Origin of the sequence: Pseudomonas sp. DWRC2-2, from assembly GCF_049897885.1 — a bacterium.
Lineage (GTDB): Bacteria > Pseudomonadota > Gammaproteobacteria > Pseudomonadales > Pseudomonadaceae > Aquipseudomonas > Aquipseudomonas azotoformans_A.
In genome coordinates, this window is the sequence record NZ_JAFCXD010000004.1 from 506,716 (window position 1) to 530,431 (window position 23,716).

The following is a 23,716-nucleotide window of genomic DNA, read 5'->3' on the forward strand; positions in this document are numbered from 1 at the left end:
TCTTGGGTTCTGTGTTGTTTGTACTGCCGCCTTCGCGAGCAAGCCCGCTCCCACATTTTGACCGCATTCCAAGGAAGTACTCGGTCAAATTGTGGGAGCGGGCTTGCTCGCGAAGAGGCCCTTGTCGGCGCCGAAAATCAGCTGGCGAGCAACCAAACCCCCGTCGCCGCCGAAGCCGCGCCCGCAATCCGCACCAACGGCGCCGCCGCAGCCGGCAGGAAGCGCACCACGGCATAACCGGCCGCGTGCAGCACGGCAGTCGCACCGACAAAACCCGCGGCATACGCCCACGGGCTGGACATGTCCGGCAGCTCCAGACCATGCGCCACACCATGGAAGAGTGCGAACAAGGCCGTGGCCCCCACCGCCATGAACAACGGCGGACGCACCGCCAGCGCCACCGCCAGACCCAGGGCCAGCACCGACGCGGCAATCCCGCTTTCCAGCGCCGGCAACGCCAGGCCTTCAAAACCCAGCACGCCGCCAATCAGCATGGTGCCGACAAAGGTGCACGGCAATGCCCAGCGCGCGGCGCCTTTTTGTTGGGCGGCCCACAAACCGACCGCGACCATCGCCAGCAAGTGGTCGATGCCCCCCAGAGGATGGCTGATACCGGCCACCAGGCCGTTGTCGCCATGGCCCGGGTGAGCGAAGGCCAGGGCAGGGGCCAGCAGCAGGGCGGCGGCGGTGAAGAGTTTCTTGAGGCTCATGGACAGGTTCCTTATGGGTTGATCAGGCGGCGGTCAGCAGGCCTTGGCGTTCGATGAAGGCGACGATGTCCTCCAGGCCGACACCGGTTTTCTGGTTGCTGAACACAAAGGGTTTGCCGTTGCGCATGCGGGTGGTGTCGCTGTTCATCAGCTCCAGCGACGCGCCGACCAAGGGCGCCAGGTCGATCTTGTTGATCACCAGCAGGTCGGACTTGCAGATCCCAGGCCCGCCCTTGCGCGGCAGCTTGTCGCCAGCCGACACATCGATCACGTAGATGGTCAGGTCTGACAGCTCGGGGCTGAAGGTGGCCGAGAGGTTGTCGCCGCCGGACTCCACCAGGATCAGGTCCAGGCCGGGGAAACGACGGTTGAGCTGGTCGACCGCTTCCAGGTTGATCGAGGCGTCTTCGCGGATCGCCGTGTGCGGGCAGCCACCGGTTTCCACGCCGATGATGCGTTCTGGTGCAAGGGCCTGGTTGCGCACCAGGAAGTCGGCGTCTTCGCGGGTGTAGATGTCGTTGGTGACCACTGCCAGGTTGTAGCGATCACGCAGCGCGAGGCACAGGGCCAGGGTCAGGGCCGTCTTGCCGGAGCCCACCGGGCCGCCGATGCCGACACGTAAAGGTTGTGAGTTCATATGCTTCTCCTAGGAACGGAACAGGCGGCTGTATTGGCGCTCGTGGGCCATGCAGGCCAGGGACAGGCCGAAGGCGGCGCTGCCGAAATGGTGGGGTTGGATGCGGCTGGCGTCCTGCTGGGCCTGTTGTAGCAATGGCAGCAGTTCACTGGTCAGGCGTTGCGCGGCTTGCTGGCCCAGGGGCAGGGTTTTCATCAGCACAGCCAGTTGGTTTTCCAGCCAGCTCCACAGCCAGGCGGCGAGGGCGTCGGCGGGGCTGATGCTCCAGGCGCGTGCCGCCAGGGCCCAGCCCAATGCCAAATGCGGTTCGGCGCACTGTTGAAGAAATAGGCGGGCGGCGTCGTCCAGTTCCGGCAGGCCGTTGAGCAGTTGTTGCAGGGAGTAGCCCATCTGCCGGCTCTCCTGGTACAGCTCGCGGGTCTCACGGCTGGCGCGATGTTCTTCGCACAGCTGAGCCAGGCGCGGCCAATCGGCCTCAAAGGCGGCTTGGCAATGGGCGAGCAGAACGGGTGCCTCGAAACGTGCGAGGTTGAGCAGCAACTGATCGCTGATCCAGCGCCGGGCACTGGCAGCGTCGTTGACGCGACCGTTCTCCACCGCCATTTCCAAACCCTGGGAATAGCTGTAGCCACCAATCGGCAATTGCGGACTGGCCAGACGCAACAGCGCCCAGGCTGGGTTCATAGACGCACGCCGAACTGGTGCAGCTTGGGCGGGTAGTTGAAATCTTCATCGCCATGGCGCGAATGATGATGCCCGCCGCCATAGGCGCCATGTTCCGGCTGGAATGGCGCTTCGAGGGTTTGCGTCTGCGCGCCCAACTGTTCGAGCATGGCCTTGAGCACATAGTCATCCAGCAGGCGCAGCCAGCCGTCGCCCACTTGCAATGCCACGTGGCGGTTACCCAGGTGATACGCCGCGCGCGTCAGTTCAAATGCGCTGCTGCAGGTGACGTGCAGCAGTTGTTCAGGCCGGGCGCACACGCGTACGACTCGTCCGTCCTCCGCCTGTAGGAATTCGCCATCGTGCAGCGGTGGTTGGCCGCGCTCCAGGAAAAGGCCGACGTCTTCCCCGTCGGCACTGAAACAGCGCAGGCGGCTTTTGCTGCGGGCTTCGAAGTTCAACAGCAACTCGGCGGCCCAGAGGGCTTGGGGGGCGATTCGGCGGTGGATCACCAGCATCAGGAAGCTTCCAGCTATGAGCGATGAAACAGCTAGAGCAAGGGGCTTGCCAACCTGGATGGGAAGTAGGAATTGCCTGTAGGCAATGAGGGGTATGCCACTAAACAGGGCGAGGAAGAATCTTCGGTGTGCGCCAAAGTGGTGCGTAATATTGCGTGTTGCACGGGGTGTGGGCGTTTTCGGATTTTCCCTACAGGGTATGGGGAATCGGCGTTCATCACCTTTCCTTCAACATCATTAGCCTGTGCGCCGTGTTTAATCCACTGCGACGTTCATCATGTTCAAGTCTTTTTGTTATCTGGTTATTGTCAGTCTGTCTTTCGCGCTTTCATCGGCTTCCGCCAATCTAAAGACCCACCCGTCCTTCAGCGCTTCGCTGAAACAAGCGTCTATCGAGGATGTGGTCGACCGCGCCCACGAACTGTTGGGTACACCGTACAAGTGGGGTGGCACCTCGGCGGATCAGGGGTTTGATTGCAGCAGCCTGCTGGTCTATTTGTTCAAGACTGAAGCCAACATTCAGATCCCACGCACCACCGCGGCCATGCAGCGGTCAACGGCCGCGACCATCAAACGCAATGCGCTCAAGCCCGGCGATGCGGTGTTTTTCAAAGCCAACGGGCGCGGCCAAGTCAGCCATGTGGGTCTCTATATAGGCGATGGCAACTTCATTCATTCGCCACGTACCGGCAAGAACATCCGCATCGATTCATTGAGCAACAGCTACTGGAACAAGAACTACACCACCGCCAAGCGTTTTCACACGGCAGGGTGATGGTTTTATTCGGTACTGCCCAGGCCTTGCCAGTGCTTCAAACCGATGAAGATAAAGCGCAATTGCTGGGTGATTTTCGCCTGCGGCGTGAGGTGGTCAGGCAGGGCCTGGGCCGGCGGATCGATGATGTCGGGAAGGGTGGCGAACACACTTTTGACGATCAGGTCGGCCATCACATGCAGGCCTTCGGCATCCAGGTGCTGCAGTTTTGGCATGAACGTCAGGTCGGCCGCCAGGTCGCGGGTAATGTCTTCACGTAGCGCCCCGATGGCCTGGCGCACGGCCAGGCAGCCGCCGTATTGCTCGCGGGCCAGGAACAGGAATTGCGAACGGTTGGCCGAGACCACATCGAGAAAGATCCGCACGGAGGCGTCGATAATGCCGCCCATCACGAATTCGTTATGGCGCACCAGGCGGATAGTGGCGCGGAAGGTCTGGCCGACTTCACTCACCAACACAAGCCCCAGCTGGTCCATGTCGGCAAAATGCCGATAGAACCCGGTGGGCACGATACCGGCCGTCTTCGCCACTTCGCGCAGGCTCAGGCTGCCAAACCCACGGCCACACTCCATCAGATGGCGGGCTGCGTCCATCAGGGCGAGGCGGGTCTGTTGCTTCTGTTCGGCGCGGGGCAGCATGGGCGGGCAGGCTTAGTCGGCAAGTACAGCGACGCACTCTAGCAAAACAGGTCTGTTGACGTCGAACTTGGCGGGGGAAGGGCGTGACGCGATCTACAGGAAAGCAAAAGCCCGATCGGCAGATCGGGCTTTTTTCTCGGCCACCACGGGGTTAGCTCTGTGCTTGATGCAGTTCTTGCAGACGGTCAGCACCGCCTTCAGCAACGCCTTCGGTGTAGGCACGTTTGTTGGCTTGTTCAGCGCCGCCTTCGACCAGACCTTTCTGTTCCAGGCGATCACGGCCACCTTCGGCAACAGCGTTGCGTTCCAGCAGGCGATCAGCACCACCTTCAACCAGGCCTTTTTGTTCCAGGCGGTTGCGGCCGTTTTCGGTCAGGCCTTCGGTGTAAGCGCGTTTGTTGGCTTGTTCCGAACCATTTTCAGCAACGGCGCCTTTGGCGTAGTCACGGTTCTCTTCTTCTTGCGAACCGCTGCGAGCGACGGTCTGGCTGAAAGGAACGGCGTCCGCTTTGACTTGTGGAGTGGCCTGTTCGGCGGCTGGCAGGGCAAAGGCACTGGAAGCCAGGATGGATAACAGGGCGGTAGCGAGTAATTGGCGTTTCATGATGGGTTGCTCCTTGGGAGGGCGATAAAGTGGGTACAGGTCTAATGCTACTCTCGATAAGTCGATATAAAAGTTCATAAACACAATGGTAATAATCAACAGAATTGATTGTTCTAGGCGGAGGCTCTAGAACGGGCCTCTCAAGCACGCGGTTTTGCACCGGTGTGGGTATTTTCGACACGCACGCGGGTAACAATGGTGCGTCGTCGTAGGGGGAATCTGTCGAAGTGGTCAGAAATTTAGGTTTTTCCAGGCAAATCGGGGATCGGGTTAAACCCCCAGGCGGTTTGCCAGTCGTAGTTCTATAAGCTGTCCTTAAAGGCTGTCACCCAGCCAGTCGTATTCAGGAGTCCTGTGCAATGACGCGCACTCGTAAAATCGTCGCTTGGAGCTGCGCCAGCTTCGTTGTGTTAATCGCCGTGGTGGTGTTGGTCCTGGTGTTCTTTGACTGGAACCGCATCAAGCCACCCCTCAATGCCAAGGTTTCCGAAGAATTGCATCGACCGTTTGCCATCAACGGCAACCTGGCGGTGGTGTGGGCGCGTGAGCCCGATGAAGGCGGCTGGCGCGCCTGGGTGCCGTGGCCCCATGTGATTGCCGAAGACCTGACCCTGGGCAACCCGGACTGGTCGAAAAACCCGCAAATGGTCACCCTCAAGAAGGTTGAACTGCGCATCTCGCCCCTGGCATTGCTGGTGCAGCGGGTGGTGATCCCGCGTATCGACCTCACCGAGCCGAGCGCGCAGTTGCAGCGCCTGGCCGATGGCCGCGCCAACTGGACCTTCAAATTCGACCCCAAGGACCCGAACGCCGAGCCCTCCAACTGGGTGGTGGACATCGGCGCCATCGGCTTCGACAAAGGCCACGTAACCCTCGACGACCAGACCCTCAAGACCCAACTGGATGTGATCATCGACCCGCTGGGCAAGCCGATCCCGTTCGGCGAAATTGTTGGCGACGCCGATGCCAAGAAGGCCCTGGAAAAAGGCTCCGCGCCCCAGGATTATGCGTTCGGCCTCAAGGTCAAAGGCCAGTACCACGGCCAGAAACTCGACGGCAGCGGCAAGATCGGTGGCCTGCTGGCCTTGCAGGACGCGGCCAAGCCGTTCCCGCTGCAAGCCCAGGTGAAGATTGCCGACACCAGCATCGCCCTGGCCGGCACGCTCACCGATCCGCTGAACCTCGGCGCGCTCGATTTGCGCCTGAAACTCGCCGGTTCCAGCCTGGGCAATCTCTACCCGCTGACCGGCGTGACCTTGCCGGATTCGCCGGCCTATTCCACCGACGGTCACCTCATCGCCAAGCTGCACGAAGCCAGCGGCGCGTCCTTCCGCTATGAAAACTTCAACGGCAAGATCGGCAACAGCGATATTCATGGCAACCTCGCCTACGTCGCCAGCCAGCCACGGCCCAAGCTCAGTGGTGCGCTGGTCTCCAACCAATTGCTGATGACCGACCTCGCACCGCTGATCGGCGCCGACTCCAACGCCAAGCAAAAAGCCCGTGGCGGCGATAGCAAACAGCCGGCCACCAAAGTGCTGCCGGTGGAAGAGTTCCGCACCGAGCGCTGGCGCGTCATGGACGCTGATGTGGAGTTCACCGGCAAGCGCATCGTGCACAGTGCCGATCTGCCATTTACCGACCTCTACACCCACCTGGTCCTGAATGACGGCGAGCTGAGCCTCGAGCCCCTGCGTTTTGGTGTGGCCGGCGGCAAACTGGATGCGCAGATCCGCCTCAACGGCCGCATCACGCCAATGGAAGGCCGGGCCAAACTCACCGCACGCAACTTCAAGCTCAAGCAGCTGTTCCCAACCTTCGAACCGATGAAAACCAGCTTTGGTGAACTCAACGGCGATGCCGACATTTCCGGACGCGGCAATTCCGTAGCAGCCCTGTTGGGCAGCTCCAACGGCGACCTGAAGATGCTGATCAATGACGGCGCCATCAGCCGTGGCCTGATGGAAATCGCCGGGCTCAACGTGGGTAACTACGTGGTGGGTCGCCTGTTTGGCGACAAGGAAGTGAAGATCAACTGCGCGGCGGCGGACTTCGGTATCAAGACGGGCCTGGCGACTACGCGCTTGTTTGTGTTCGATACCGAGAACGCCATCATCTACATCGATGGCACCGCGAATATGGCCACCGAGCAACTGGACCTCACCATCACCCCGGAATCGAAAGGCTTCCGCCTGTTCTCCCTGCGTTCACCGCTGTACGTCAACGGGCCGTTCATCAAGCCCAATGCGGGGGTGAAAGCGATTCCGTTGGCGTTGCGTGGTGCGGGCATGGTGGCACTGGGTGTGATCGCCGGGCCGGCGGCCGGGTTGCTGGCATTGGTCGCGCCGAGTGGTGGCGAGCCGAACGAATGCGCACCGTTGTTGCAGCAGATGAAGGAAGGCAAGGCGCCGAAAACCGTTAAAGGCTGAAACGGCAGACGAACAAAAGGGGGAGCTGGATAGCCAGCTCCCCCTTTTCTGTTGCGGATTTACAGGCTTTCTAGAATATCCGCCATATCGTCCGCATGCTCTTCTTCCTGAGCCAGGATTTCTTCAAACAGACGGCGCGTAGTCGGGTCTTTATCGCCAATGTACTGGATGATTTCGCGGTAGCTGTCCACGGCAATCCGCTCGGCGACCAGGTCTTCGTAGACCATTTCCTTGAGGTCCTTGCCGGCCACGTATTGGGCGTGGGAGTTCTTGGTCAGCAGGTCCGGGTTGAACTCCGGCTCACCGCCCAGCTGCACGATGCGCTCGGCGAGTTTGTCCGCGTGTTCGGCTTCCTGGGTGGCGTGTTCGAGGAACTCGTCGGCGGCGACGGACGCTTTGATACCGCTGGCCATGAAGTAGTGGCGCTTGTAGCGCAGCACGCAGACCAACTCGGTGGCCAGCGATGCGTTGAGCAGGCGGATGATTTCTTCGCGGTCGGCGTCATAACCTTCGGTCACTGCACCGTTTTCGACGTTCTGGCGGGCGCGGCTGCGTAGGGTCGCAACGTCAGTCAAGTTTGCTTCGGTCATCTCAATCTCCTGGTACTAATCCGGTTTTGCGCCACGCTCTGCCGGCGTGATCGCTCCAAGTTGTGAGTCCCGCGTCACGCAAAAAGTTTTATCGGATTTTACAAGGCGTGACCGCAAAGCCTGACTTCCTCCTGCATCCACTGGAAAAATGCCCGCACTGGCGGATGGCGCTCGCGGCCCGGTACGCACAAGGCGCTGTAACCGGCGCCATCCACACTGATCTGCGGCCGGTAAGGCACCAGTAAACCCGACGCGAGACTTTCCGATACCAAAATGTTGCTGGCCAGGACCAGGCCCTGACCGGCGATGGCGGCTTGCAAGGCGTAATGCTCTTCATCGTATTCGCGCAATGCCGGCGCATCCTGCAACCAGCGTTCCCCAGCCTTTTCGCACCAGGCTTGCCAACCCAGTGCGTAGAGCTTGGAGTTGTGCCAGCGCACGCTGATCAATGTGGGGGGTTGCGTTTGCGCCAGCGCCGCCTGCTCGGGGGAGCCGTATACCGCAAAATATTCATCGAACAGGCACAGCCCGTAGAGGTTGGGGTAGTCATCAAGGCTGTAGCGGATCACCAGATCGACGCTGGCATCCTGCTGCAGGTCGACCACGTCGCATTGGGTATCCAGGCGCAGGTTGATACCGGGGTGCGCGGCATAAAAACGCCCCAGCCGTGGCACCAGCCATAAGGCGGCGAAGGCTGGCGTAGTGGATACGGTGAGGTGCCCGACGCTGCGTTGTGGGCGCAGGGTGTCGAGGCTTTGCGCCACGTCCAGCAGGGCGCCGTGCAAACTGTGGAACAGTCGCTCACCACACTCCGTCAGGCGCACCTGGCGTGGCAGGCGTTCGAACAGTGGCACCCCCAGCCAGGTTTCCAAACTGCGGATCTGGTGGGAGACCGCTGTCGGCGTGACCGACAGTTCCTGGGCTGCGGCCTTGAAGCTGAGAAGGCGCGACGCCGATTCAAAGGTGCGCAGGGCGGTGAGGGGCAACGAGGCAAACATCTCAGCTCCATGGATGAAATGGATTCATCCAGATCAACTATTGCTCATTTGTCGGAAGTACCACGCAACTCTAGATTTGCTGCAAGAACGGCGGCCATCCAGGTCGTCTGAGTCTAACTCGCGAAGGTCCTACAGATGAAACAAATGCTTGTCATCCACGCTAGCCCCCGTGGCGAACGCTCCCACTCGCGGCGTCTGGCCGAATCGTTCCTCGACGTGTGGCAGGCCGCCAACCCTGGTGCGCAGATCACGCGGCGCGAAGTGGGCCGAGCGTCCATTCCCCACGTCAGCGAAGCCTTCGTGGCAGCGAATTTCTACCCTGAGCCACAATCCATGCCCAAGGTGATGAAGGCTGACCTGCAACTGAGCGATCAACTGGTCGGTGAGTTGATCGACCACGAAATCCTGGTGATTTCCATGCCCCTGTACAACTTCGGTGTGCCCAGTGGCCTCAAGGCCTGGATTGATCAGATCGTGCGCATGGGGCTGACCTTTGACATCACCCAGGACAGCCAGGGCATCGCGCAATACCAACCTTTGCTTCAGGGTAAGCGCGCGCTGATCATCACCAGCCGGGGCGGCAATGGCTTTGGTCCGGGCGGTGAGTTCGAGTGGATGAACCATGCCGACCCGCACCTGCGCACAGTGCTGGGCTATATCGGCATCGATGACGTCCGGGTGATTGCTGCCGAGGGTGAAGAGTCTGACAAGAGCGTTTTCCAGCGGGCCTATGCAGAAGCCGAACGCCAGTTGCACGACCTGGCTGGGCATTTCTAAAAAGGCCCGGATGTCATAGGGCGGTCACGTCGATTAGTCTAGGATGGACCTCTCACCTCGTCGCCCTGGACGCCTGCTCCATGCCTCAATCCCTCGCCACGCGTTACCCCCTGGTGCTGGTCCCCGGCATGCTCGGGTTTGTGCGCCTGGGTTGGTTCCCCTATTGGTATGGCATCGTCCCGGCGCTACAGGCGGGCGGGGCGCAGGTGATTCCCGTGCAGGTGGCGCCGCTGGACTCCAGCGAGGTGCGTGGCGAGCAGCTGCTGGTGCAGATCGAGCGCATTCGCCGTGAAACAGGTGCCGAGAAGGTCAACCTGATTGGCCACAGCCAGGGCTCGCTTACAGCGCGATATGCAGCAGCCAAGCGCCCGGAGTGGGTGGCCTCGGTGACGTCCGTGGCCGGGCCCAACCATGGCTCGGAGCTGGCGGACCATATTCACCTCAATTACCCCGTGGACGGCGTGAAAGGTCGAATCATGAGCGCGCTGTTTCACTTGGTTGCCCGGGTGATGGGCGTGCTGGAAACCGGCTATCGCGGACCGCGCTTCAAGGCGGACTTGCAGGCCTCCCACCATTCGCTGACCAGTGCGGGCGTGGCGCTGTTCAATCAGCGCTATCCACAGGGGTTGCCGTCGACATGGGGCGGGCAGGGGCCCGAAGAGGTCAACGGCGTGCGGTATTACTCATGGTCCGGCACCTTGCAGCCGGGCATCACCGACCGGGGGCGCAACCTGTTCGACGGTACGCATCGCAGTTGCCGCCTGTTCGCCCGCAGCTTTGTGCGCGAAAAGGGCCAGTGCGACGGCATGGTCGGACGCTACAGCTCACACCTGGGGTTGGTGATCGGCGATGACTATGCCCTGGACCATTTCGATATCGTCAACCAGTCCATGGGGTTGGTGGGCAAGGGCGCCGAGCCGATCCGACTGTTTGTCGAACATGCCCGGCGCTTGAAGGCGGCTGGGGTTTAACGCACCGGCGTGGTCCAACGCTCCGACAAAATCACCCCGCCCAGCGTCAGCAAACCGCCCACCAGGTGGTACAGCGCCAACTCTTCCTTCAGCACGACGGCCGCAATCAATGCGGTAATCAGCGGCAGCAGGTTGAAAAACAACGTAGTGCGGCTCGGGCCCAAGGTCTTTACCGAATGCATCCACGCCAGCGGCGCGACCATCGAGGCCAACAGGCACGCATACAGCACCAGCGGAATGTTCGCCCAACCCAAGCCGGCCTTCGCCGAGAACAGAAACAGCGGAAACAGCACCACCACCGCCACCAGCACCTGCAGATACAGCAACACCAACGGCGGCAGGCGCAGCTGCCATTTCTTCAACAGGGTGCTGTAGACCGCGTAGGCCAGGGTCGCGACCAGCATCATGCCGTCGCCCAGATTGACCCCGTGTTGCAGCAGTGCGTCGAGGCTACCGGCGGAGACCACCACCACCACGCCGGCGAATGACAGCACGGCACCAGTCATCGCGCCGTAGGTGAGGCGTTGGCCGAGGCTGATGATCGCTGCTGTGAGTGCCATCAATGGCATCAACGACAGGATGATGCCCATGTTGGTCGCTGTGGTCAGCGACGCGGCGTAATACGCCAGGCTCTGGTACACCGCCATGCCCAGCACGCCGAGGATGAACACCTTGCCCAGGTTCGGACGGATCAACGCCCAGTTGGCGATCACCGGCTTGATCATGAACGGCGTGAACAGCAGCGCCGCCAGCAACCAGCGGTAAAAGCCGATTTCCGCCGGGAACAGTGCGCCCACAGCCAGCTTGTTGACGACGGTGTTGCCGGCCCAGATGAAAATGGCCAGCAAGGGATACGCGTATTGCATCGAAAGGAACCCAGTATGTTGATGAGGCAGGATTATCCATTGTCTGGATCGAAGCCTATACTGCGATCCAGACAAACCACCTCTGTATCCAGACAATATGGCCAAGCACAACGTACGCCTTGCGGATTTCCCCCAGCTGCCGAGCCCGGTGTACTTCCGTTATTCGGATTTCGCCCCCGACACCGAGTGCACCCCGCACCAGCATTTCTGGGGTTCGTTGGATTACTCGGCCAGCGGTGTAATGCGCATGGAAGTGGCTGGCAACCGCTTTATGTCGCCGCCGCAATACGCGGTGTGGGTGCCGCCGCATACCCAGCACAGTTCCTACAACGCCGAGGCGATCGTCTATCACTCGGTCGGGTTGGCGCCGGAACTCTGCGAGCAGTTGCCCCAACAGCCGTGCACCCTGGCCATCAGCGATATCCTCAAGGCCATTCTCAGCGATTTCGCCGGGCGTGACGTGAACATGCCGCAGACCGAGTCCGACATCCGCCTGGCCCAGGTGCTGGTGGACCAGCTCAAGCAGGCGCCGATCCACGAATGCTTTTTGCCTTACGCCCGTCACCCCGGCTTGCTTGGCGTACTCGAAGGCATGCAGGCCGACCCTGCCGACAACCGCCCCTTGGCGCACTGGGCCGAGCAAGTCCACGTGAGCGAACGCACCCTGGCGCGCCTGTTTGTGCGGGAGCTGGGCATGAGCTTCGGCGAATGGCGTCAACGCCTGCGCTACCTGGCGGCCATCGAAGCCCTCGACAGCCCGCGCAGCGTGCAACATGTGGCGTTTGACCTGGGCTATAGCACCGCCTCGGCCTTTATTGCCATGTTCCAGCGCCAGGCGGGCTGCACGCCGGAGCAGTACCGACGGACGCATATCCGTAGCCGGTGAAGTTGTAACAGGCTTTGACTACACTGCTGGGTAGGCCGTGCCGCCCGGCACGGTAACAGGGAGAAAACTCCATGAAGATGCTGCGAATTCCGCTGTTGATGATGGGCCTGCTGCTGTGTTCCCAGGGTTTTGCCGCCACTGCCCAGCAAAACAAAATGACCACCTGCAATGCCGAAGCCACCACCAAGACGCTCAAGGGTGATGACCGCAAGGCCTTCATGAAGACCTGCCTGTCGGCCCCGGCGGCCAATGACGCCAAGACCCTGACGCCGCAGCAGCAGAAGATGAAGGATTGCAATGCCTCAGCGAAAACCAAGGCGCTGACCGGCGATGCGCGCAAAACCTTCATGAGCACTTGCCTCAAAGGCTGATCACACAGGTGGGAGCAGGCTGCCTGCTCCCACACTTGATCGCATTCACCACTGACCCACTCGCTTGATTCTCTCAAGGCTGGCAGACTGCCCATCCTTTAACGCCGTTCGTTTTGAGGCTGTATGCCAACGTTTTCTCAGCGTCACGTGATATTGCTGGCCAGCTACATCATCATTTTCGGCGGACTGCTGCTGGTACTGCCGCTCAAATTACTGCCCAGCCTGCTGGCCGGTCTGTTGGTGTTCGAGCTGGTCAACATGCTCACTCCCCAACTGCAACGGCTGATCGAAGGCCGGCGCGCGCGCTGGCTGGCGGTGGCCTTGCTCGGCACCTTGATCGTCAGTGTGCTGACTTTGATCTTCGCCGGCGCCATCAGCTTCCTGCTCCATGAAGCGGAAAATCCTGGCGCTTCCCTGGACAAATTCATGGGGGTGGTCGACCGCGCGCGCGGCCAGTTGCCGCCGTTTATCGACGCCTACCTGCCCGCCAGCGCCGCCGAGTTTCGCGTGGCCATCGGCGACTGGATGAGCAAGCACCTGAGCGAACTGCAGCTGGTCGGCAAAGACGCCGCCCACATGTTCGTCACCCTGCTGATCGGCATGGTGCTCGGTGCGATCATCGCCCTGCAACGCGTGCCCGACCTGACCAAACGCAAACCCCTGGCTGCCGCGTTGTTCGACCGCCTGCACCTGCTGGTCCAGGCCTTTCGCAATATCGTCTTCGCACAGATCAAGATCGCAGCGCTCAACACCGCCTTCACCGCCGTGTTCCTCGCCGTGGTACTGCCGCTGTGCGGGATTCACCTGCCGCTGACCAAAACCCTGATCGTGCTGACCTTCCTGCTGGGCTTGCTGCCGGTCATCGGCAACCTGATGTCCAACACGCTGATCACCATCGTCGCGCTGTCGCTGTCGATCTGGGTGGCGGTGGCGGCGCTGGGCTATCTGATTGTGATCCACAAGATCGAATACTTCCTCAATGCGCGGATCGTCGGCGGGCAGATCAGTGCCAAGTCGTGGGAGTTGCTGCTGGCGATGCTGGTGTTTGAGGCGGCATTCGGGCTGCCTGGTGTGGTGGCGGGGCCGATTTATTATGCGTATCTCAAGAGTGAGTTGAAGCTCGGCGGGATGGTTTGACGCGATAACGCAAGTGCTTTGGCTTCACAAACTTTAAAGGGACTTAGAGGGAAACCCGCAGTGAGCGACAATATCTATGCACCGCCAACGGCGCAGTTGAGCGATACGGTTAAGACGTCGCCTGAGTTTTACGTCATTTCCAAAAAGAAGCTGCTGATTCTCAGCGTGCTCAGTTTTGGGCTGTACACCTATATCTGGTCGTATAAAAACTGGCGCTTGTACAAGGATTTCCACCAGTTGGATATCAGGCCTTTGGCGCGGGCCATTTTCTTCATCTTCTTCATGCATCAGTTGTATCGCCGGGCTGATGATCGGGTAGCCCGTAGCGGTCGGAAATTCGATTTTGACTTCGAGCAGTGGGCGACCGTGTTTGTGGTGGTCACCGTAGGGTCACGGGTTTTCGAGATGGCGGCGAACCGGATCGACAGCTGGTTGGCCTACAAACCCCTGGTCATCCTGGCAGTGCCGTTGTGTGCCTATATCCTCCAGCAAGCCCAGGGCCTGATCAATTTTGCAGCGGACGACCCGGAAGGCGTGAGCAATAACCGTTTCACGCTATGGAACTACCTGGTGATCGTGCCGGGTGTGGTCATGTGGTGCCTGACAGGGCTTGGGCTTTGGGCCATCTACCACCCTTAGGCACCACTCTAAAAAGGACTGCGCCATCACTACGGATTTGAAACTTGCGTTTTGCGCCATGGCGTTTAGAAAGTAGTGTGCCGAACTGAGTCTTTGTGGTGAGCGGGGCAAGCCCGCTCACTACAGGAAGCTCGCTCAGCATTCGACAGATCAGTGCCCGTAGCGCTTGCTGGCCTCAATTGCCAGACCACTGCCGATACTGCCAAAGATATTGCCTTCCACATGCCGCGCATTCGGCAACATCGCCGAGATGCTGTGGCGCAGCGCCGGGATCCCGCTGGAACCGCCGGTAAAGAACACCGTGTCCACTTGCGCCACACTCACCGAAGCGTCGTTGAGCAGCTGCGTCACGCTGCCGCGCACACGCTCCAGCAAGGCGTCAATGGACGACTCGAACAACGCCCGGCTCAGGTCCACACTCAGGCCGGCTTCGATACGGTCCAGCGCCACGTGGCGGCTGTCTTCGTGGGTCAGCTGGATCTTGGTTTCTTCCACTTCCATGGCCAACCAATGCCCGGCGCGCTGTTCGATCAACTTGAACAGGCGGTCGATGCCGCCGGTGTCTTCGATGTCGTAGCGCATGCTGCCCAGGGCCAGCTGGGATTTTTGCGAGTACACCGAGTTGATGGTGTGCCAGGTCGCCAGGTTCATGTGGTGGCTGGTGGGCATGTAGGCGCCACTCTTCATGCGGCTGCCGTAGCCAAACAGCGGCATCATGCCGTTGAGCGAGAGTTGCTTGTCGAAGTCGGTCCCGCCGATGTGCACGCCGCCGGTGGCAAGGATGTCGCTCTGGCGGTTGTCGTTGTGACGACGGTCCGGCGACAGGCGCACCAGGGAGAAGTCAGACGTACCACCGCCGATATCGACGATCAGTACCAGCTCTTCCTTCTGGATGGTGGACTCGTAGTCGAACGCGGCCGCAATTGGCTCGTACTGGAACGAGATGTCCTTGAAACCGATTTTGCGCGCCACGTCCACCAGGGTGTTCTCGGCTTCCTGGTCGGCCATCGGGTCGTCATCGACGAAAAACACCGGGCGGCCCAGCACCACTTCTTCGAACTCACGGCCAGCGTTGGCTTCGGCGCGGCTCTTGAGCTGGCCGATAAACAACGCCAACAGGTCGGTGAACGGCATCGCCGTGCCGAGCACGCTGGTGTCGTGCTTGATCAGCTTGGAACCCAGCAGGCTCTTGAGCGAGCGCATCAGCCGGCCTTCGTAGTTTTCCAGGTACTCGTGCAGCGCCAGGCGACCGTACACCGGGCGGCGTTCCTCGAAGTTGAAGAACACCACTGACGGCAGGGTGATCTTGTCGTCCTCCAGCGCAATAAGCGTCTCCTCGCCGGGGCGGATCCAGCCGACGGTGGAGTTGGACGTGCCAAAGTCGATGCCGCAGGCACGGGCTGGGGATGAGTTTTCCATGACAATCAGGTTCCGGTTGAAAAACGGCCGCGCAGTGTATGCCAGTCGGCGGCGGATGCGTAGGCCGACCATCTGTTAAATCTTCCTTGAAACCTGGGGATTCGCCCCCACATCTGCTGCATACGGCAAGCGCCGATAACACTTTGACGCACCCCCAGGCCACAAGACTCAACAGGTGCAAACCACCGCACGTTGTGCCCCGGGCTGTGCGATCTCGATTAAGGATGGTGAACCGCCGATGGATTTCAAAGATTACTACAAGATATTGGGCGTAGAGCCGACGGCCGACGACAAGGAAATCAAGGCGGCCTACCGCAAGCTCGCGCGTAAATATCACCCGGATGTCAGCAAGGAAAAAGACGCCGAAGCCAAGTTCAAGGACGCGTCGGAAGCCTACGAAGCGCTCAAGAGCGCCGATAAACGCGCCGAATACGACGAGCTGCGCAAATACGGCCAGCATGGCCAGCCGTTCCAAGGGCCACCGGGCTGGCAGAGCCGTGGCGGTTTTGGCGGCGGTGGCGGCGGTGAGGACTTCTCGGACTTCTTCAGCTCGATCTTTGGCTCGCGTGGCGATGCCTTTGGTGGCGGCCAGCGCCGTCCAACCGGGCGCAAGGGCCAGGACGTGGAGATGCAACTGACGGTGTCCCTTGAAGAGACGCTGTCCACCGAGTCCAAGCAGATCAGCTTCCAGGTGCCGCAATACGACGCCTCGGGCCGGCACGTGACCAACACCACCAAGAGCCTGAACGTGAAGATCCCCGCCGGCGTGGCCGACGGTGAGCGCATCCGCCTCAAGGCACAGGGTGCTCCGGGAATCGGTGGCGGGGCCAATGGCGACCTGTACCTGATCATCAAGTTTGCGCCCCATTCGAAGTTCGAAGTCGAAGGTGAAAACCTGGTGATCACGCTGCCGCTGGCGCCATGGGAACTGGCGTTGGGCGCAGAAGTGGCCGTGCCGACGCTGACCGGCAAGATCAACCTCAAGGTGCCCGCCGGCAGCCAGAATGGCCAGCGCATGCGCGCCAAGGGCCATGGCTTGATGAACAAGGCAGGGGAGCGGGGTTTCCTGTACATCCAGCTCAAGGCCGTGATGCCCAAGCAGGCCGACGACGAAACCATCGCCCTGTGGCAGGAACTGGCGAAAAAGGCCGCGTTCAACCCACGGGAACACTTCTGAAAAAAAGCGGCCCGGCGCTAACTATCTAGCGCGGCTGTCTGCCTCGGCCATGGTGTGCTGATGCTCCCTTTAACTGGAGCAACATCATGGCTGATCTTCCTGCCGCACCCCCTGCGGCAACCCTGAGCATTCACCGCGACTACCTTGAACAAGCCAGCCCTGCGTGGCTCACCGATGCCACGCCGTCACGGCGCGCCCAGCTCAAGCAGGCAGCGGCGCCGGTGCCGGACTGGTACCGCAACGCTACCCCCACCCAGCGCCAGACCCTGCACGACAAAACCCGCGCCAGCTTCACCGCGCAAACCGCCCTCGACAAGGCCATGGCCCCCGTGCAAGACATCGACGCTTTTGCCGAGCCCTTGCTGGTCAAGGCCTTGAGTGAGCAGTTCAAGGTCGATCTGGATGTGCATAAAACCCTGCTGGTCCTGAGAAAACCCCTGGAAGTGACACTCTTCGACATTCGTGTGGGCCGCTTCGAAGTGCTGCGTATCCCGCTGTTGCAGGCGGCGTTGCACAATTTCGAAGAGGGCGAATGCACGGCCGACGCCTTTGATCGAACGTCCGGGTTTTTCACGCTCACGGCGGCTGGCGATCACATCGAACCGGTCACTACTCCGTTGACAGTGATGCAGTTCACCAGCCTATGCCGCTCCCTGGATATCGGCGCGCAGTATCAACGTTATCTCAAAGACTTTCTGCTACCAAAGGACTCAGTGGCGGAGCAGGTGCTGCGCCACAAATTCATCAGTGCGCGCAAAGCCGACCTGGCAGCTGCGGCCGAGGCAGCCTTGTTGAGCAAGGATATCGAGCCTGCGGACCATGCGATGATCCTGTCGATGATCAACGGTGAGCGGCATCCCTGGATGGGGGATAAGCAGGTGTGGCTGCGCGACCTGGGCTTGATGAAAAAACGCATGATCGGCTGCGTGGCCTTCGTGATCGTGAAGAAATATCGCTATGGCGACGAGGTGATTGTCTACATCCCCAACGATCCGTTTCATCCCCTGAAGCGCTATAACTGGGCGCAGTTCGCCGCCATGTTCAAACAACGCTTCAACGCCCGCGACCAGCCCGATCCCGGCGATGGCACGCCCACTGCCTACCAGCAGTTTTTCAGCCAGTTCGTGGCCTATGCCGACCTTCCCGACTATTTCGCCGGGCTGACCGAAGAAGCCCCCGCCGCCAATTTCGGCGCAGCCTTGGCGCCTTATGCGCCGTTGCTCAATTCACTGAACAAAGGCATCAATCCGTTCGCCGGGCTGACCGGCATCAAGGAGTTGCCCCCCATTGCGCCCCGGGCCAGGCTGCCCAACCCGGACCCTTACCTCAATCCCGGTTCCATTCTGATCAAAGGCCGTGGGCTGTGGGAAGAAAACCCCGACCTCTGGGACCACCTCTACACCCGTCACCGCGACAAAATCCTCAACGACGCCGCCGCCCATGCGGTGCCAACGGCGGATGTGGACGCCCGTGTGCGTTCGGCCAAGATCGCCGCTTTGCTCAATGCCGGTCTGATGGTGCTCAACACCGTGTCGATGTTCGTGCCCGTACTGGGCGAAGTGATGATGACGGTGATGGCCGGTCAGTTGTTATACGAAACCTTCGAAGGCAGCCTGGAATGGGCCGAAGGCGACCGCCGCGCCGCCAAGGCGCACTTGGTGGATGTTGCCGAGAACCTGGCGACCCTGGCAGTAATGGCGGGTGTCGGCAAGGTCGTTTCCAGCTTCGCGGCGGCCAGGCCCGCGCCGCTGATTGAGGCCCTCGACCCCGTGACGTTGCCCAATGGGCAGGTGCGCTTGGGCAAGCCAGACCTCAAGGGTTATGCCAGCCCCGACCCCCTGCCGGCCAACATTGCCGCCAATGCCCGGGGCCAATACCTGCACGCCGGCAAAAGCTATATCCGCCAGGGCGACGAGTTTTATGAAAAAACCTACGACTCAGCCCTCGGCCGCTGGCGTATTCGCCACCCCACGGACCCGAATGCCTACCAACCGGTCTTGATGGATAACGGCGTCGGGGCCTGGCGGCACACCCTGGAGCGCCCGCAGGCCTGGGACCGGCTGACCCTGATGCGCCGCCTCGGCCCGCTCACGCACGGGTTCGACGATGAGCAACTGCTGAAAATCGCCGATATCAGCGCCACGTCCGATGGCGCCTTGCGCCAGATGTATCTGGATGAGGCGCCGCTTCCGGCAGCATTGGCCGACACCTTGCGCCTATTCAAGGCCGACCGGGATGTTGCGCAGGTCATCGAGCAAGTCAGCACCGGCAAGGCCGTGGACGGTCGCTACCTGTACGTCCTGCCGTTGCTCACCGACATGCCGCGCTGGCCCATGGGCCGGGTGCTGGAGGTATTCGAGGGGGCGGATCTTGCCGGTCCCGTCCAGCGTTACGGCACCGAGCGCCTGTATCACGGGGTCGAACGCAAAGCGCCGATTCGCATCAGCCGCGCCGACGTGCTCGGCAGCCAATTGCCGGCCCGCATCCTGGCGGCGCTCGATGAGTCGGAAATTGTCGGCATGCTCGGTGGCGAGCCTGCACGAGTGCCCGAGAACCGGCCTCTGGAGCTGCGCAAACAATTGGCCGATTTCGCCCGCAGCCGCCAGCCGGCGCTGTTCGACAGTCTCTATAAAGGCGCCGAGTTGTCCGACCCCGTTGTCGCCAAACTGCAACGCCTGTACCCCGGTCTGAGCGAGCACGCCGCGCAACGGGTGCTGACCGACGCCGACGCCGAGCAAATCGCCCGGCTGCGCGCTACCGGCCGCGTGCCCCTGGCCATGCAGGAACATGCCCGCTGGCAGGTCATCCAGGGCCGCCTGGGGCGCGCCTACACCGGCTTGCACATGCAAAACCTCATCTCTGCCGACAGCAAGCGCCTGGCCTTGCACACGTTGAGCAAATTGCCGGGCTGGTCGGATCAACTGCGCCTGGAGGTGCGCGAGGGCTCCATCAGTGGCGCGCTGCTCGACGGAATCGGCAGTGAGACGGCCACCCAGCGCAAGTATCTGGTCAAGCGCGGGCCGCAATACCAGGCGTTCAACGAGCGTGGCGAGGCCCTCAACAGCCTGGGGCGCGATGGCGACAACTTCTACGCCTCGTTGATGCATGCCATGCCCGACGAGGCGCGTCAGGCACTTGGCCTGCCCCATGTCGGCCAGAGCCTCGACCTGCGCCGCGCCATCATCGACTACGCCACCGCGCACCGGTTGGAGTCGGCGCGCCTGATCGAGCAACAGTCGGTGCTGCGCAACGCCTTCAAGCCGCCCCAGCGTATCGCCGGCAAAGGGCTGGGCTATCCCGCCAGCGGCCGAGGCCAGGGCACATCGCCGTCATTGGTCAGTCGTGTGCAGGATGTGTACCCGCAGATGACCGACGACCAGGCCAACGGTTTTATCCTCAGGCAAATACTTGCCGGCCAGAGCAATGCGCAGATCCTTACGCTGCTCAACAATCGCCTGAGCGAATGGCGGCAGTTGGAGTCGACCCTCAACACCTGGATGCTCACCGAGCCGCCTGACCCGTATCTGGACCTGCGCCCCCGCAACGTGCGAGCGCTCAAGGACTGCTGGCGCAATGCCCCTCTGGCCGAGCTGGCCGGGCAAGCCGAGTTGCATTTGGACGATTGGGTGCCCTTGCCGCCCCTGAGTGCAGACTTTTCCCATGTGCGCACCTTGTTTCTCGGTGGAGAGGGCATGATCAATGAGCAAGTCGACCAGCTCCTGGGCTACTTTCCCAATGTGCAGGAACTGACATTGACGGGCGCCGATACGTCACCGTTCATTGTGCCTCAGGCTCTGGAGGGGATGGTGAAGTTACGGCGGCTCAGGATTCAACCTTGTGCCGATTTGTCGATCGAGGAGCTGAACCGGCTGCAAGGTCTGACCGGCCTGGAAACGCTGGAACTGGACTCATCCTACAGTGCACCCCAGCCGCTGGATGTGAGCCGGCTAAGGCGCCTGCGTGGCCTGAGGATCGCGGGGTACGGGCAAACGCAGTTCCCGTTGGGCGCACTCGAACTGCCCCAGTTGCAACGCCTGGACCTGAGGGCATCGTATATCGATCAACTACCGCAACAAATGTTTGCGCCTGGCCAGGAGAGGCAGTGGGCCAAGCTGTCAGTGAACTGGGGGCACTTCAATCGCGAGCGGTTCAAGGCAGCCTATGAATTTGTGTGCACCCATCCGGAGCACTTGATGGACCAGGACGAGATGGTCTACCAGTACTGTCTCAAGCTGCTGGAAGAGGGCCTTGGCTATAGAGTCGCCTCCGACACAGGGTTGAACCGGCCACTCGCGCGCTTGTTCTTCGAGCGCTGGACCAGCGCGCAGACACGGTTCGACGCCATAGAGGCACTGAGCAGCGAATATGCCGAGTTGTCCCGCAACCTGGACGAGTGGTTAACCCAGGATGCCCGCGATCAGGAACTGTTTGCGCGCACGGAATTTGCCAATGCCTTGCGCGAGGCCTGGAACGACAATCTGTTGCGGCGCTACGGGCGGCCCGACCCCGTCACATTGAAGGTGCCGAGCCTGGTCGTCAGCGACATGCCCCACTTGCCCACCGGCCTATTCGATGGGGTAGCCACCCTGCAGATGCCGGATGCCAAAGTCCCCTCGGCGCAACTGAGCCGCTTTCTGCGCGGCTTCGGCGGGTTGCGCAGCCTGGATGTCTCTGGCGCGAGTCTGACCGAACTGACGGTGGCGCCGGGCGAGTGGCCGGCGCTGGAGCACCTGAACCTGCGCGCCAGCCACTTGAGCCAATGGCCCACCGGCGCCGAGCACCTGCCGCAGCTCACCTGGCTGGACCTGCGCGATACCCGGATTACCCAACTGCCGGCCACGATACTGGCCGAAGACCGGCTGTTGCTCGACAGCCAGTTGTCCGGCCTGCCCCTGACACCCAAGGCTCAGGCCGAACTGGCCACGGCGTACCAGCGGGTCGAGCGCAACCTGGGGCTTGAAGACTCAAGCTTGAGCCGGTTCCATGAACAGCCAATGCGCGACATTTTCCCGCCCCGCGAGAGTGGCAGCGCCATTGCCCGGCAGTTGTTGCCAATGCCTGCAACCGATGCGATCGAGGCCGGGTTGACCCGGTGTCTGAATAGCTGGCTGTTCACCCGTGAGTTCTCGTTCAGTCGCACTCTGAAGGTGACTGCCGGCAACCGGCGAGTGGCCGCGCAACGCCTCCTCGATTGCTGGCGCGCGAGCCAGTCCACGCCGGTGGGAGAGGCGGCCGTCGAGCTCAACTTGCACGGTCTGACGCTTGGCGAGCTGCCAGCGTTGCCCGTTACCTTGCACCCTGTCGAGCGCCTGAACCTTAACGGTGTGCAGCTTACCGGGCCTGGGTCCGACGCTTTCCTGCGGGCCTTCCCCGAGGTCAAAACCCTCACTCTCAGCGGTAATCAACTGGTGTCACTGCCGCCGGCTCTGGAAGGCATGGCCTTACTGGAGAGGCTGGACCTGTCGGGGGTTGGCATCAGCGATCCCGAACAGCTCTATCCCACGCTGGAGCAAATCGAAAACCTGCGCTGGCTGGATGTCAGTTACTGTGATCTGGAAACCTTCAGCCTCGACACTCTGGACGGCCTGGAGTCCCTGAACCTGAGCAACAATGAGCTGGCCCATTGGCCTGACGGCGTGCTGCGGGCCACGCAGCTGCGTACCCTGGACCTGAGCAGCAACCCGCTCGAAGCGATTCCGCCCGGCGCGCTTGAGGGCGAACACGACGCGTTGATGGCCGGCATCGACCTGTCCGAAAACTTCAATTTTGACCTCGAAGACCTGCGCCGCTTGCAGGCCTATGCCCGGCGCGTCGGCAGCGACACTGCCCTGGGCATGAGCCGTGCCGATGTGCAGCAGCAAATCAGCGAGCTGGAGCATCCCACCTCCAGTGACACCGAAAGCGAGCGGGATGAGGACGACGAGTTTTGGGCATTGTCTGATGAAATCCTGGGGGAAGCGCCTGTCACCGCTGTCGACCGTGAAACCTGGCTACGCAACCTGCCGGCCGATGAGCAGGCACGACTGGGCACGCTGTGGGATCAACTGGTGCACGAGCCGGACAATGCCGCGTTCTTCAACTTGCTGTCGCTGCTGCCCCAGACCAAGGACTTCGACCTGGCCCGCGCCTCACTCTCTGCGCGGGTGTGGCGGGTGATAGAAGCGGCGGGCAGCAATGCCGAACTGCGTGAAACCCTGTTCGGCATGTCCAACACCCACGGCACTTGCAGCGACGGGCGGATCCTGACCTTCAGTGCCCTGGAGATCAAGGTGCTGGAGTTCGACACCTTGCGCGACCTCGACCCCACCGATCTTGCGGGCAAGGGCCCGGCGCTGCTGAGGTTGTCGCGCAATCTGTTTCGCCTGGAGCAGGTCGAGCAATTGGCGGCCAGGCATATCCGCCCCAACGCCGACGCCGCCGAAGTGCGCCTGCAATACCTGATCGGTCTGCGCCAGCGCCTGGACCTGCAAGGCGTGCCGGAAAAAATGCGCTACGCCATCCCCATCAGCGGCGCGACCATGGAAGCCCACGCCCGCGCCATCGAGGCCCTGGAACGCACCGATACGTTCCACGAAAACCTGATCAGCCGCGACTATTGGGTGGCCTACCTCAAGGAGCGCTACCCCGAGGACATCGCCGCGCTGGAGCAGCGCAACGCGCAAAAGCGCGACGCGCTGGAGGACGCGTTTGCCAGCGTCAATGACGTGGGCTACGTCATGGGCCTGGAGACCCTCAACGTGCAACTGCTGGCGGATGAAACGCACACCCTGATGGCCCTCTCGCGCAGGGCGGACGAGGCGTTGAACCCGTCTGCGCACGACCCCAGCCAGCCAGGCACGTCCGCAGGCCTGACACGCTAACTACCTACCGCAGCGAGGGCTGCCGGGCATGGTCTGCTGATGCTTTCCTTG

20 protein-coding genes are annotated in these 23,716 nt (G+C 61.5%); 10 read left to right on the forward strand and 10 right to left on the reverse strand.

What is annotated here, in order from left to right:
* Positions 1-137: 137 nt before the first annotated feature.
* Genes ACP7EW_RS21120 through ureE form a run of 4 tightly spaced genes read right to left on the reverse strand, consistent with a single transcriptional unit; the run spans position 138 to position 2,528 of the window.
* A complete protein-coding gene (locus ACP7EW_RS21120; protein WP_033897388.1) occupies positions 138-710 on the reverse strand; it encodes a HupE/UreJ family protein in 573 nt (190 codons plus the stop codon).
* Between the two features lie 22 nt (positions 711-732).
* A complete protein-coding gene (gene ureG / locus ACP7EW_RS21125; RefSeq protein ID WP_033897387.1) occupies positions 733-1,347 on the reverse strand; it encodes an urease accessory protein UreG in 615 nt (204 codons plus the stop codon).
* Positions 1,348-1,356: 9 nt separating this feature from the next.
* A complete protein-coding gene (locus tag ACP7EW_RS21130) occupies positions 1,357-2,031 on the reverse strand; it encodes an urease accessory protein UreF (protein ID WP_426219428.1) in 675 nt (224 codons plus the stop codon).
* A complete protein-coding gene (gene ureE, locus ACP7EW_RS21135; RefSeq protein WP_177058928.1) occupies positions 2,028-2,528 on the reverse strand; it encodes an urease accessory protein UreE in 501 nt (166 codons plus the stop codon). Before ureE ends, ACP7EW_RS21130 begins: the two co-directional genes overlap by 4 nt.
* Positions 2,529-2,805: 277 nt before the next feature.
* On the opposite strand from ureE, the gene ACP7EW_RS21140 reads away from it, so the two are divergent.
* Positions 2,806-3,303: a C40 family peptidase gene (locus tag ACP7EW_RS21140; protein ID WP_426219430.1), complete on the forward strand. Its 498-nt coding sequence runs from the start codon at positions 2,806-2,808 to the stop codon at positions 3,301-3,303.
* Positions 3,304-3,308: 5 nt separating this feature from the next.
* On the opposite strand, the gene ACP7EW_RS21145 is transcribed toward ACP7EW_RS21140, so the two are convergent.
* Together ACP7EW_RS21145 and ACP7EW_RS21150 are read right to left on the reverse strand one after the other, a co-directional pair.
* The gene (locus ACP7EW_RS21145) at positions 3,309-3,941 is read right to left on the reverse strand and encodes a TetR family transcriptional regulator (RefSeq protein ID WP_025857330.1); all 633 of its coding nucleotides are present in this window, start codon (positions 3,939-3,941) and stop codon (positions 3,309-3,311) included.
* 151 nt (positions 3,942-4,092) lie between these two features.
* On the reverse strand, positions 4,093-4,545 hold the full coding sequence (locus ACP7EW_RS21150) for a hypothetical protein (RefSeq protein WP_038851220.1): 453 nt from the start codon (positions 4,543-4,545) through the stop codon (positions 4,093-4,095).
* Between the two features lie 359 nt (positions 4,546-4,904).
* Here ACP7EW_RS21150 and ACP7EW_RS21155 point away from each other — a divergent pair, with 359 nt between their 5' ends.
* Positions 4,905-6,974 (forward strand): AsmA family protein, encoded by a 2,070-nt coding sequence (locus ACP7EW_RS21155; protein WP_426219432.1) that lies wholly within the window; start codon positions 4,905-4,907, stop codon positions 6,972-6,974.
* Between the two features lie 59 nt (positions 6,975-7,033).
* On the opposite strand, the gene ACP7EW_RS21160 is transcribed toward ACP7EW_RS21155, so the two are convergent.
* Both ACP7EW_RS21160 and ACP7EW_RS21165 read right to left on the reverse strand, forming a co-directional pair.
* Entirely contained in the window at positions 7,034-7,564 is a 531-nt protein-coding gene (locus ACP7EW_RS21160) for a ferritin-like domain-containing protein (protein WP_016976947.1), read from the reverse strand.
* 98 nt (positions 7,565-7,662) lie between these two features.
* Positions 7,663-8,562 carry a LysR substrate-binding domain-containing protein gene (locus ACP7EW_RS21165; protein WP_426219434.1) on the reverse strand — a complete coding sequence of 300 codons (900 nt, stop codon included), beginning with the start codon at positions 8,560-8,562 and terminating at the stop codon, positions 7,663-7,665.
* A 135-nt stretch (positions 8,563-8,697) separates the two neighbouring features.
* Between ACP7EW_RS21165 and ACP7EW_RS21170 the strand changes: the two genes are divergently transcribed.
* Both ACP7EW_RS21170 and ACP7EW_RS21175 read left to right on the forward strand, forming a co-directional pair.
* On the forward strand, positions 8,698-9,339 hold the full coding sequence (locus ACP7EW_RS21170; RefSeq protein WP_426219436.1) for an FMN-dependent NADH-azoreductase: 642 nt from the start codon (positions 8,698-8,700) through the stop codon (positions 9,337-9,339).
* An 80-nt stretch (positions 9,340-9,419) separates the two neighbouring features.
* On the forward strand, positions 9,420-10,310 hold the full coding sequence (locus ACP7EW_RS21175; protein WP_426219438.1) for an esterase/lipase family protein: 891 nt from the start codon (positions 9,420-9,422) through the stop codon (positions 10,308-10,310).
* Here ACP7EW_RS21175 and ACP7EW_RS21180 read toward each other — a convergent pair.
* Complete coding sequence (locus tag ACP7EW_RS21180) at positions 10,307-11,176, reverse strand: DMT family transporter (RefSeq protein WP_028615544.1); 870 nt, start codon at positions 11,174-11,176, stop codon at positions 10,307-10,309. The two genes, ACP7EW_RS21175 and ACP7EW_RS21180, sit on opposite strands and share 4 nt — an antisense overlap.
* Before the next feature lie 97 nt (positions 11,177-11,273).
* Here ACP7EW_RS21180 and ACP7EW_RS21185 point away from each other — a divergent pair, with 97 nt between their 5' ends.
* From ACP7EW_RS21185 to ACP7EW_RS21200, 4 genes are all read left to right on the forward strand, one after another.
* Entirely contained in the window at positions 11,274-12,062 is a 789-nt protein-coding gene (locus tag ACP7EW_RS21185; protein WP_033897379.1) for an AraC family transcriptional regulator, read from the forward strand.
* A 71-nt stretch (positions 12,063-12,133) separates the two neighbouring features.
* Positions 12,134-12,433: a PsiF family protein gene (locus ACP7EW_RS21190; protein WP_005784310.1), complete on the forward strand. Its 300-nt coding sequence runs from the start codon at positions 12,134-12,136 to the stop codon at positions 12,431-12,433.
* A 123-nt stretch (positions 12,434-12,556) separates the two neighbouring features.
* Positions 12,557-13,570 (forward strand): AI-2E family transporter, encoded by a 1,014-nt coding sequence (locus tag ACP7EW_RS21195; RefSeq protein WP_038851213.1) that lies wholly within the window; start codon positions 12,557-12,559, stop codon positions 13,568-13,570.
* Between the two features lie 60 nt (positions 13,571-13,630).
* Positions 13,631-14,209, forward strand: a complete 579-nt coding sequence (locus ACP7EW_RS21200) for a hypothetical protein (protein ID WP_426219440.1) — start codon at positions 13,631-13,633, stop codon at positions 14,207-14,209.
* Between the two features lie 150 nt (positions 14,210-14,359).
* Here ACP7EW_RS21200 and ACP7EW_RS21205 read toward each other — a convergent pair whose 3' ends face one another.
* Entirely contained in the window at positions 14,360-15,628 is a 1,269-nt protein-coding gene (locus ACP7EW_RS21205; protein ID WP_426219442.1) for an Hsp70 family protein, read from the reverse strand.
* A gap of 238 nt (positions 15,629-15,866) precedes the next feature.
* Here ACP7EW_RS21205 and ACP7EW_RS21210 point away from each other — a divergent pair, with 238 nt between their 5' ends.
* Both ACP7EW_RS21210 and ACP7EW_RS21215 read left to right on the forward strand, forming a co-directional pair.
* Complete coding sequence (locus tag ACP7EW_RS21210; RefSeq protein ID WP_426219444.1) at positions 15,867-16,805, forward strand: DnaJ C-terminal domain-containing protein; 939 nt, start codon at positions 15,867-15,869, stop codon at positions 16,803-16,805.
* Between the two features lie 86 nt (positions 16,806-16,891).
* Positions 16,892-23,665 (forward strand): NEL-type E3 ubiquitin ligase domain-containing protein, encoded by a 6,774-nt coding sequence (locus tag ACP7EW_RS21215; RefSeq protein WP_426219446.1) that lies wholly within the window; start codon positions 16,892-16,894, stop codon positions 23,663-23,665.
* Positions 23,666-23,716 lie beyond the last annotated feature (51 nt).

Bases quoted from the DNA above. Each gene is read 5' to 3' on its own strand.
- ACP7EW_RS21165 (WP_426219434.1), bottom strand. From the start codon at position 8,562: ATGTTTGCCTCGTTGCCCCTCACCGCCCTGCGCACCTTTGAATCGGCG.
- ACP7EW_RS21205 (WP_426219442.1), bottom strand. From the start codon at position 15,628: ATGGAAAACTCATCCCCAGCCCGTGCCTGCGGCATCGACTTTGGCACG.
- ureG (WP_033897387.1), bottom strand. From the start codon at position 1,347: ATGAACTCACAACCTTTACGTGTCGGCATCGGCGGCCCGGTGGGCTCC.
- ACP7EW_RS21155 (WP_426219432.1), top strand. From the start codon at position 4,905: ATGACGCGCACTCGTAAAATCGTCGCTTGGAGCTGCGCCAGCTTCGTT.
- ACP7EW_RS21180 (WP_028615544.1), bottom strand. From the start codon at position 11,176: ATGCAATACGCGTATCCCTTGCTGGCCATTTTCATCTGGGCCGGCAAC.
- ACP7EW_RS21195 (WP_038851213.1), top strand. From the start codon at position 12,557: ATGCCAACGTTTTCTCAGCGTCACGTGATATTGCTGGCCAGCTACATC.
- ACP7EW_RS21185 (WP_033897379.1), top strand. From the start codon at position 11,274: ATGGCCAAGCACAACGTACGCCTTGCGGATTTCCCCCAGCTGCCGAGC.
- ACP7EW_RS21160 (WP_016976947.1), bottom strand. From the start codon at position 7,564: ATGACCGAAGCAAACTTGACTGACGTTGCGACCCTACGCAGCCGCGCC.
- ACP7EW_RS21215 (WP_426219446.1), top strand. From the start codon at position 16,892: ATGGCTGATCTTCCTGCCGCACCCCCTGCGGCAACCCTGAGCATTCAC.
- ACP7EW_RS21145 (WP_025857330.1), bottom strand. From the start codon at position 3,941: ATGCTGCCCCGCGCCGAACAGAAGCAACAGACCCGCCTCGCCCTGATG.
- ureE (WP_177058928.1), bottom strand. From the start codon at position 2,528: ATGCTGGTGATCCACCGCCGAATCGCCCCCCAAGCCCTCTGGGCCGCC.
- ACP7EW_RS21175 (WP_426219438.1), top strand. From the start codon at position 9,420: ATGCCTCAATCCCTCGCCACGCGTTACCCCCTGGTGCTGGTCCCCGGC.
- ACP7EW_RS21120 (WP_033897388.1), bottom strand. From the start codon at position 710: ATGAGCCTCAAGAAACTCTTCACCGCCGCCGCCCTGCTGCTGGCCCCT.
- ACP7EW_RS21190 (WP_005784310.1), top strand. From the start codon at position 12,134: ATGAAGATGCTGCGAATTCCGCTGTTGATGATGGGCCTGCTGCTGTGT.
- ACP7EW_RS21150 (WP_038851220.1), bottom strand. From the start codon at position 4,545: ATGAAACGCCAATTACTCGCTACCGCCCTGTTATCCATCCTGGCTTCC.
- ACP7EW_RS21130 (WP_426219428.1), bottom strand. From the start codon at position 2,031: ATGAACCCAGCCTGGGCGCTGTTGCGTCTGGCCAGTCCGCAATTGCCG.
- ACP7EW_RS21140 (WP_426219430.1), top strand. From the start codon at position 2,806: ATGTTCAAGTCTTTTTGTTATCTGGTTATTGTCAGTCTGTCTTTCGCG.
- ACP7EW_RS21210 (WP_426219444.1), top strand. From the start codon at position 15,867: ATGGATTTCAAAGATTACTACAAGATATTGGGCGTAGAGCCGACGGCC.
- ACP7EW_RS21170 (WP_426219436.1), top strand. From the start codon at position 8,698: ATGAAACAAATGCTTGTCATCCACGCTAGCCCCCGTGGCGAACGCTCC.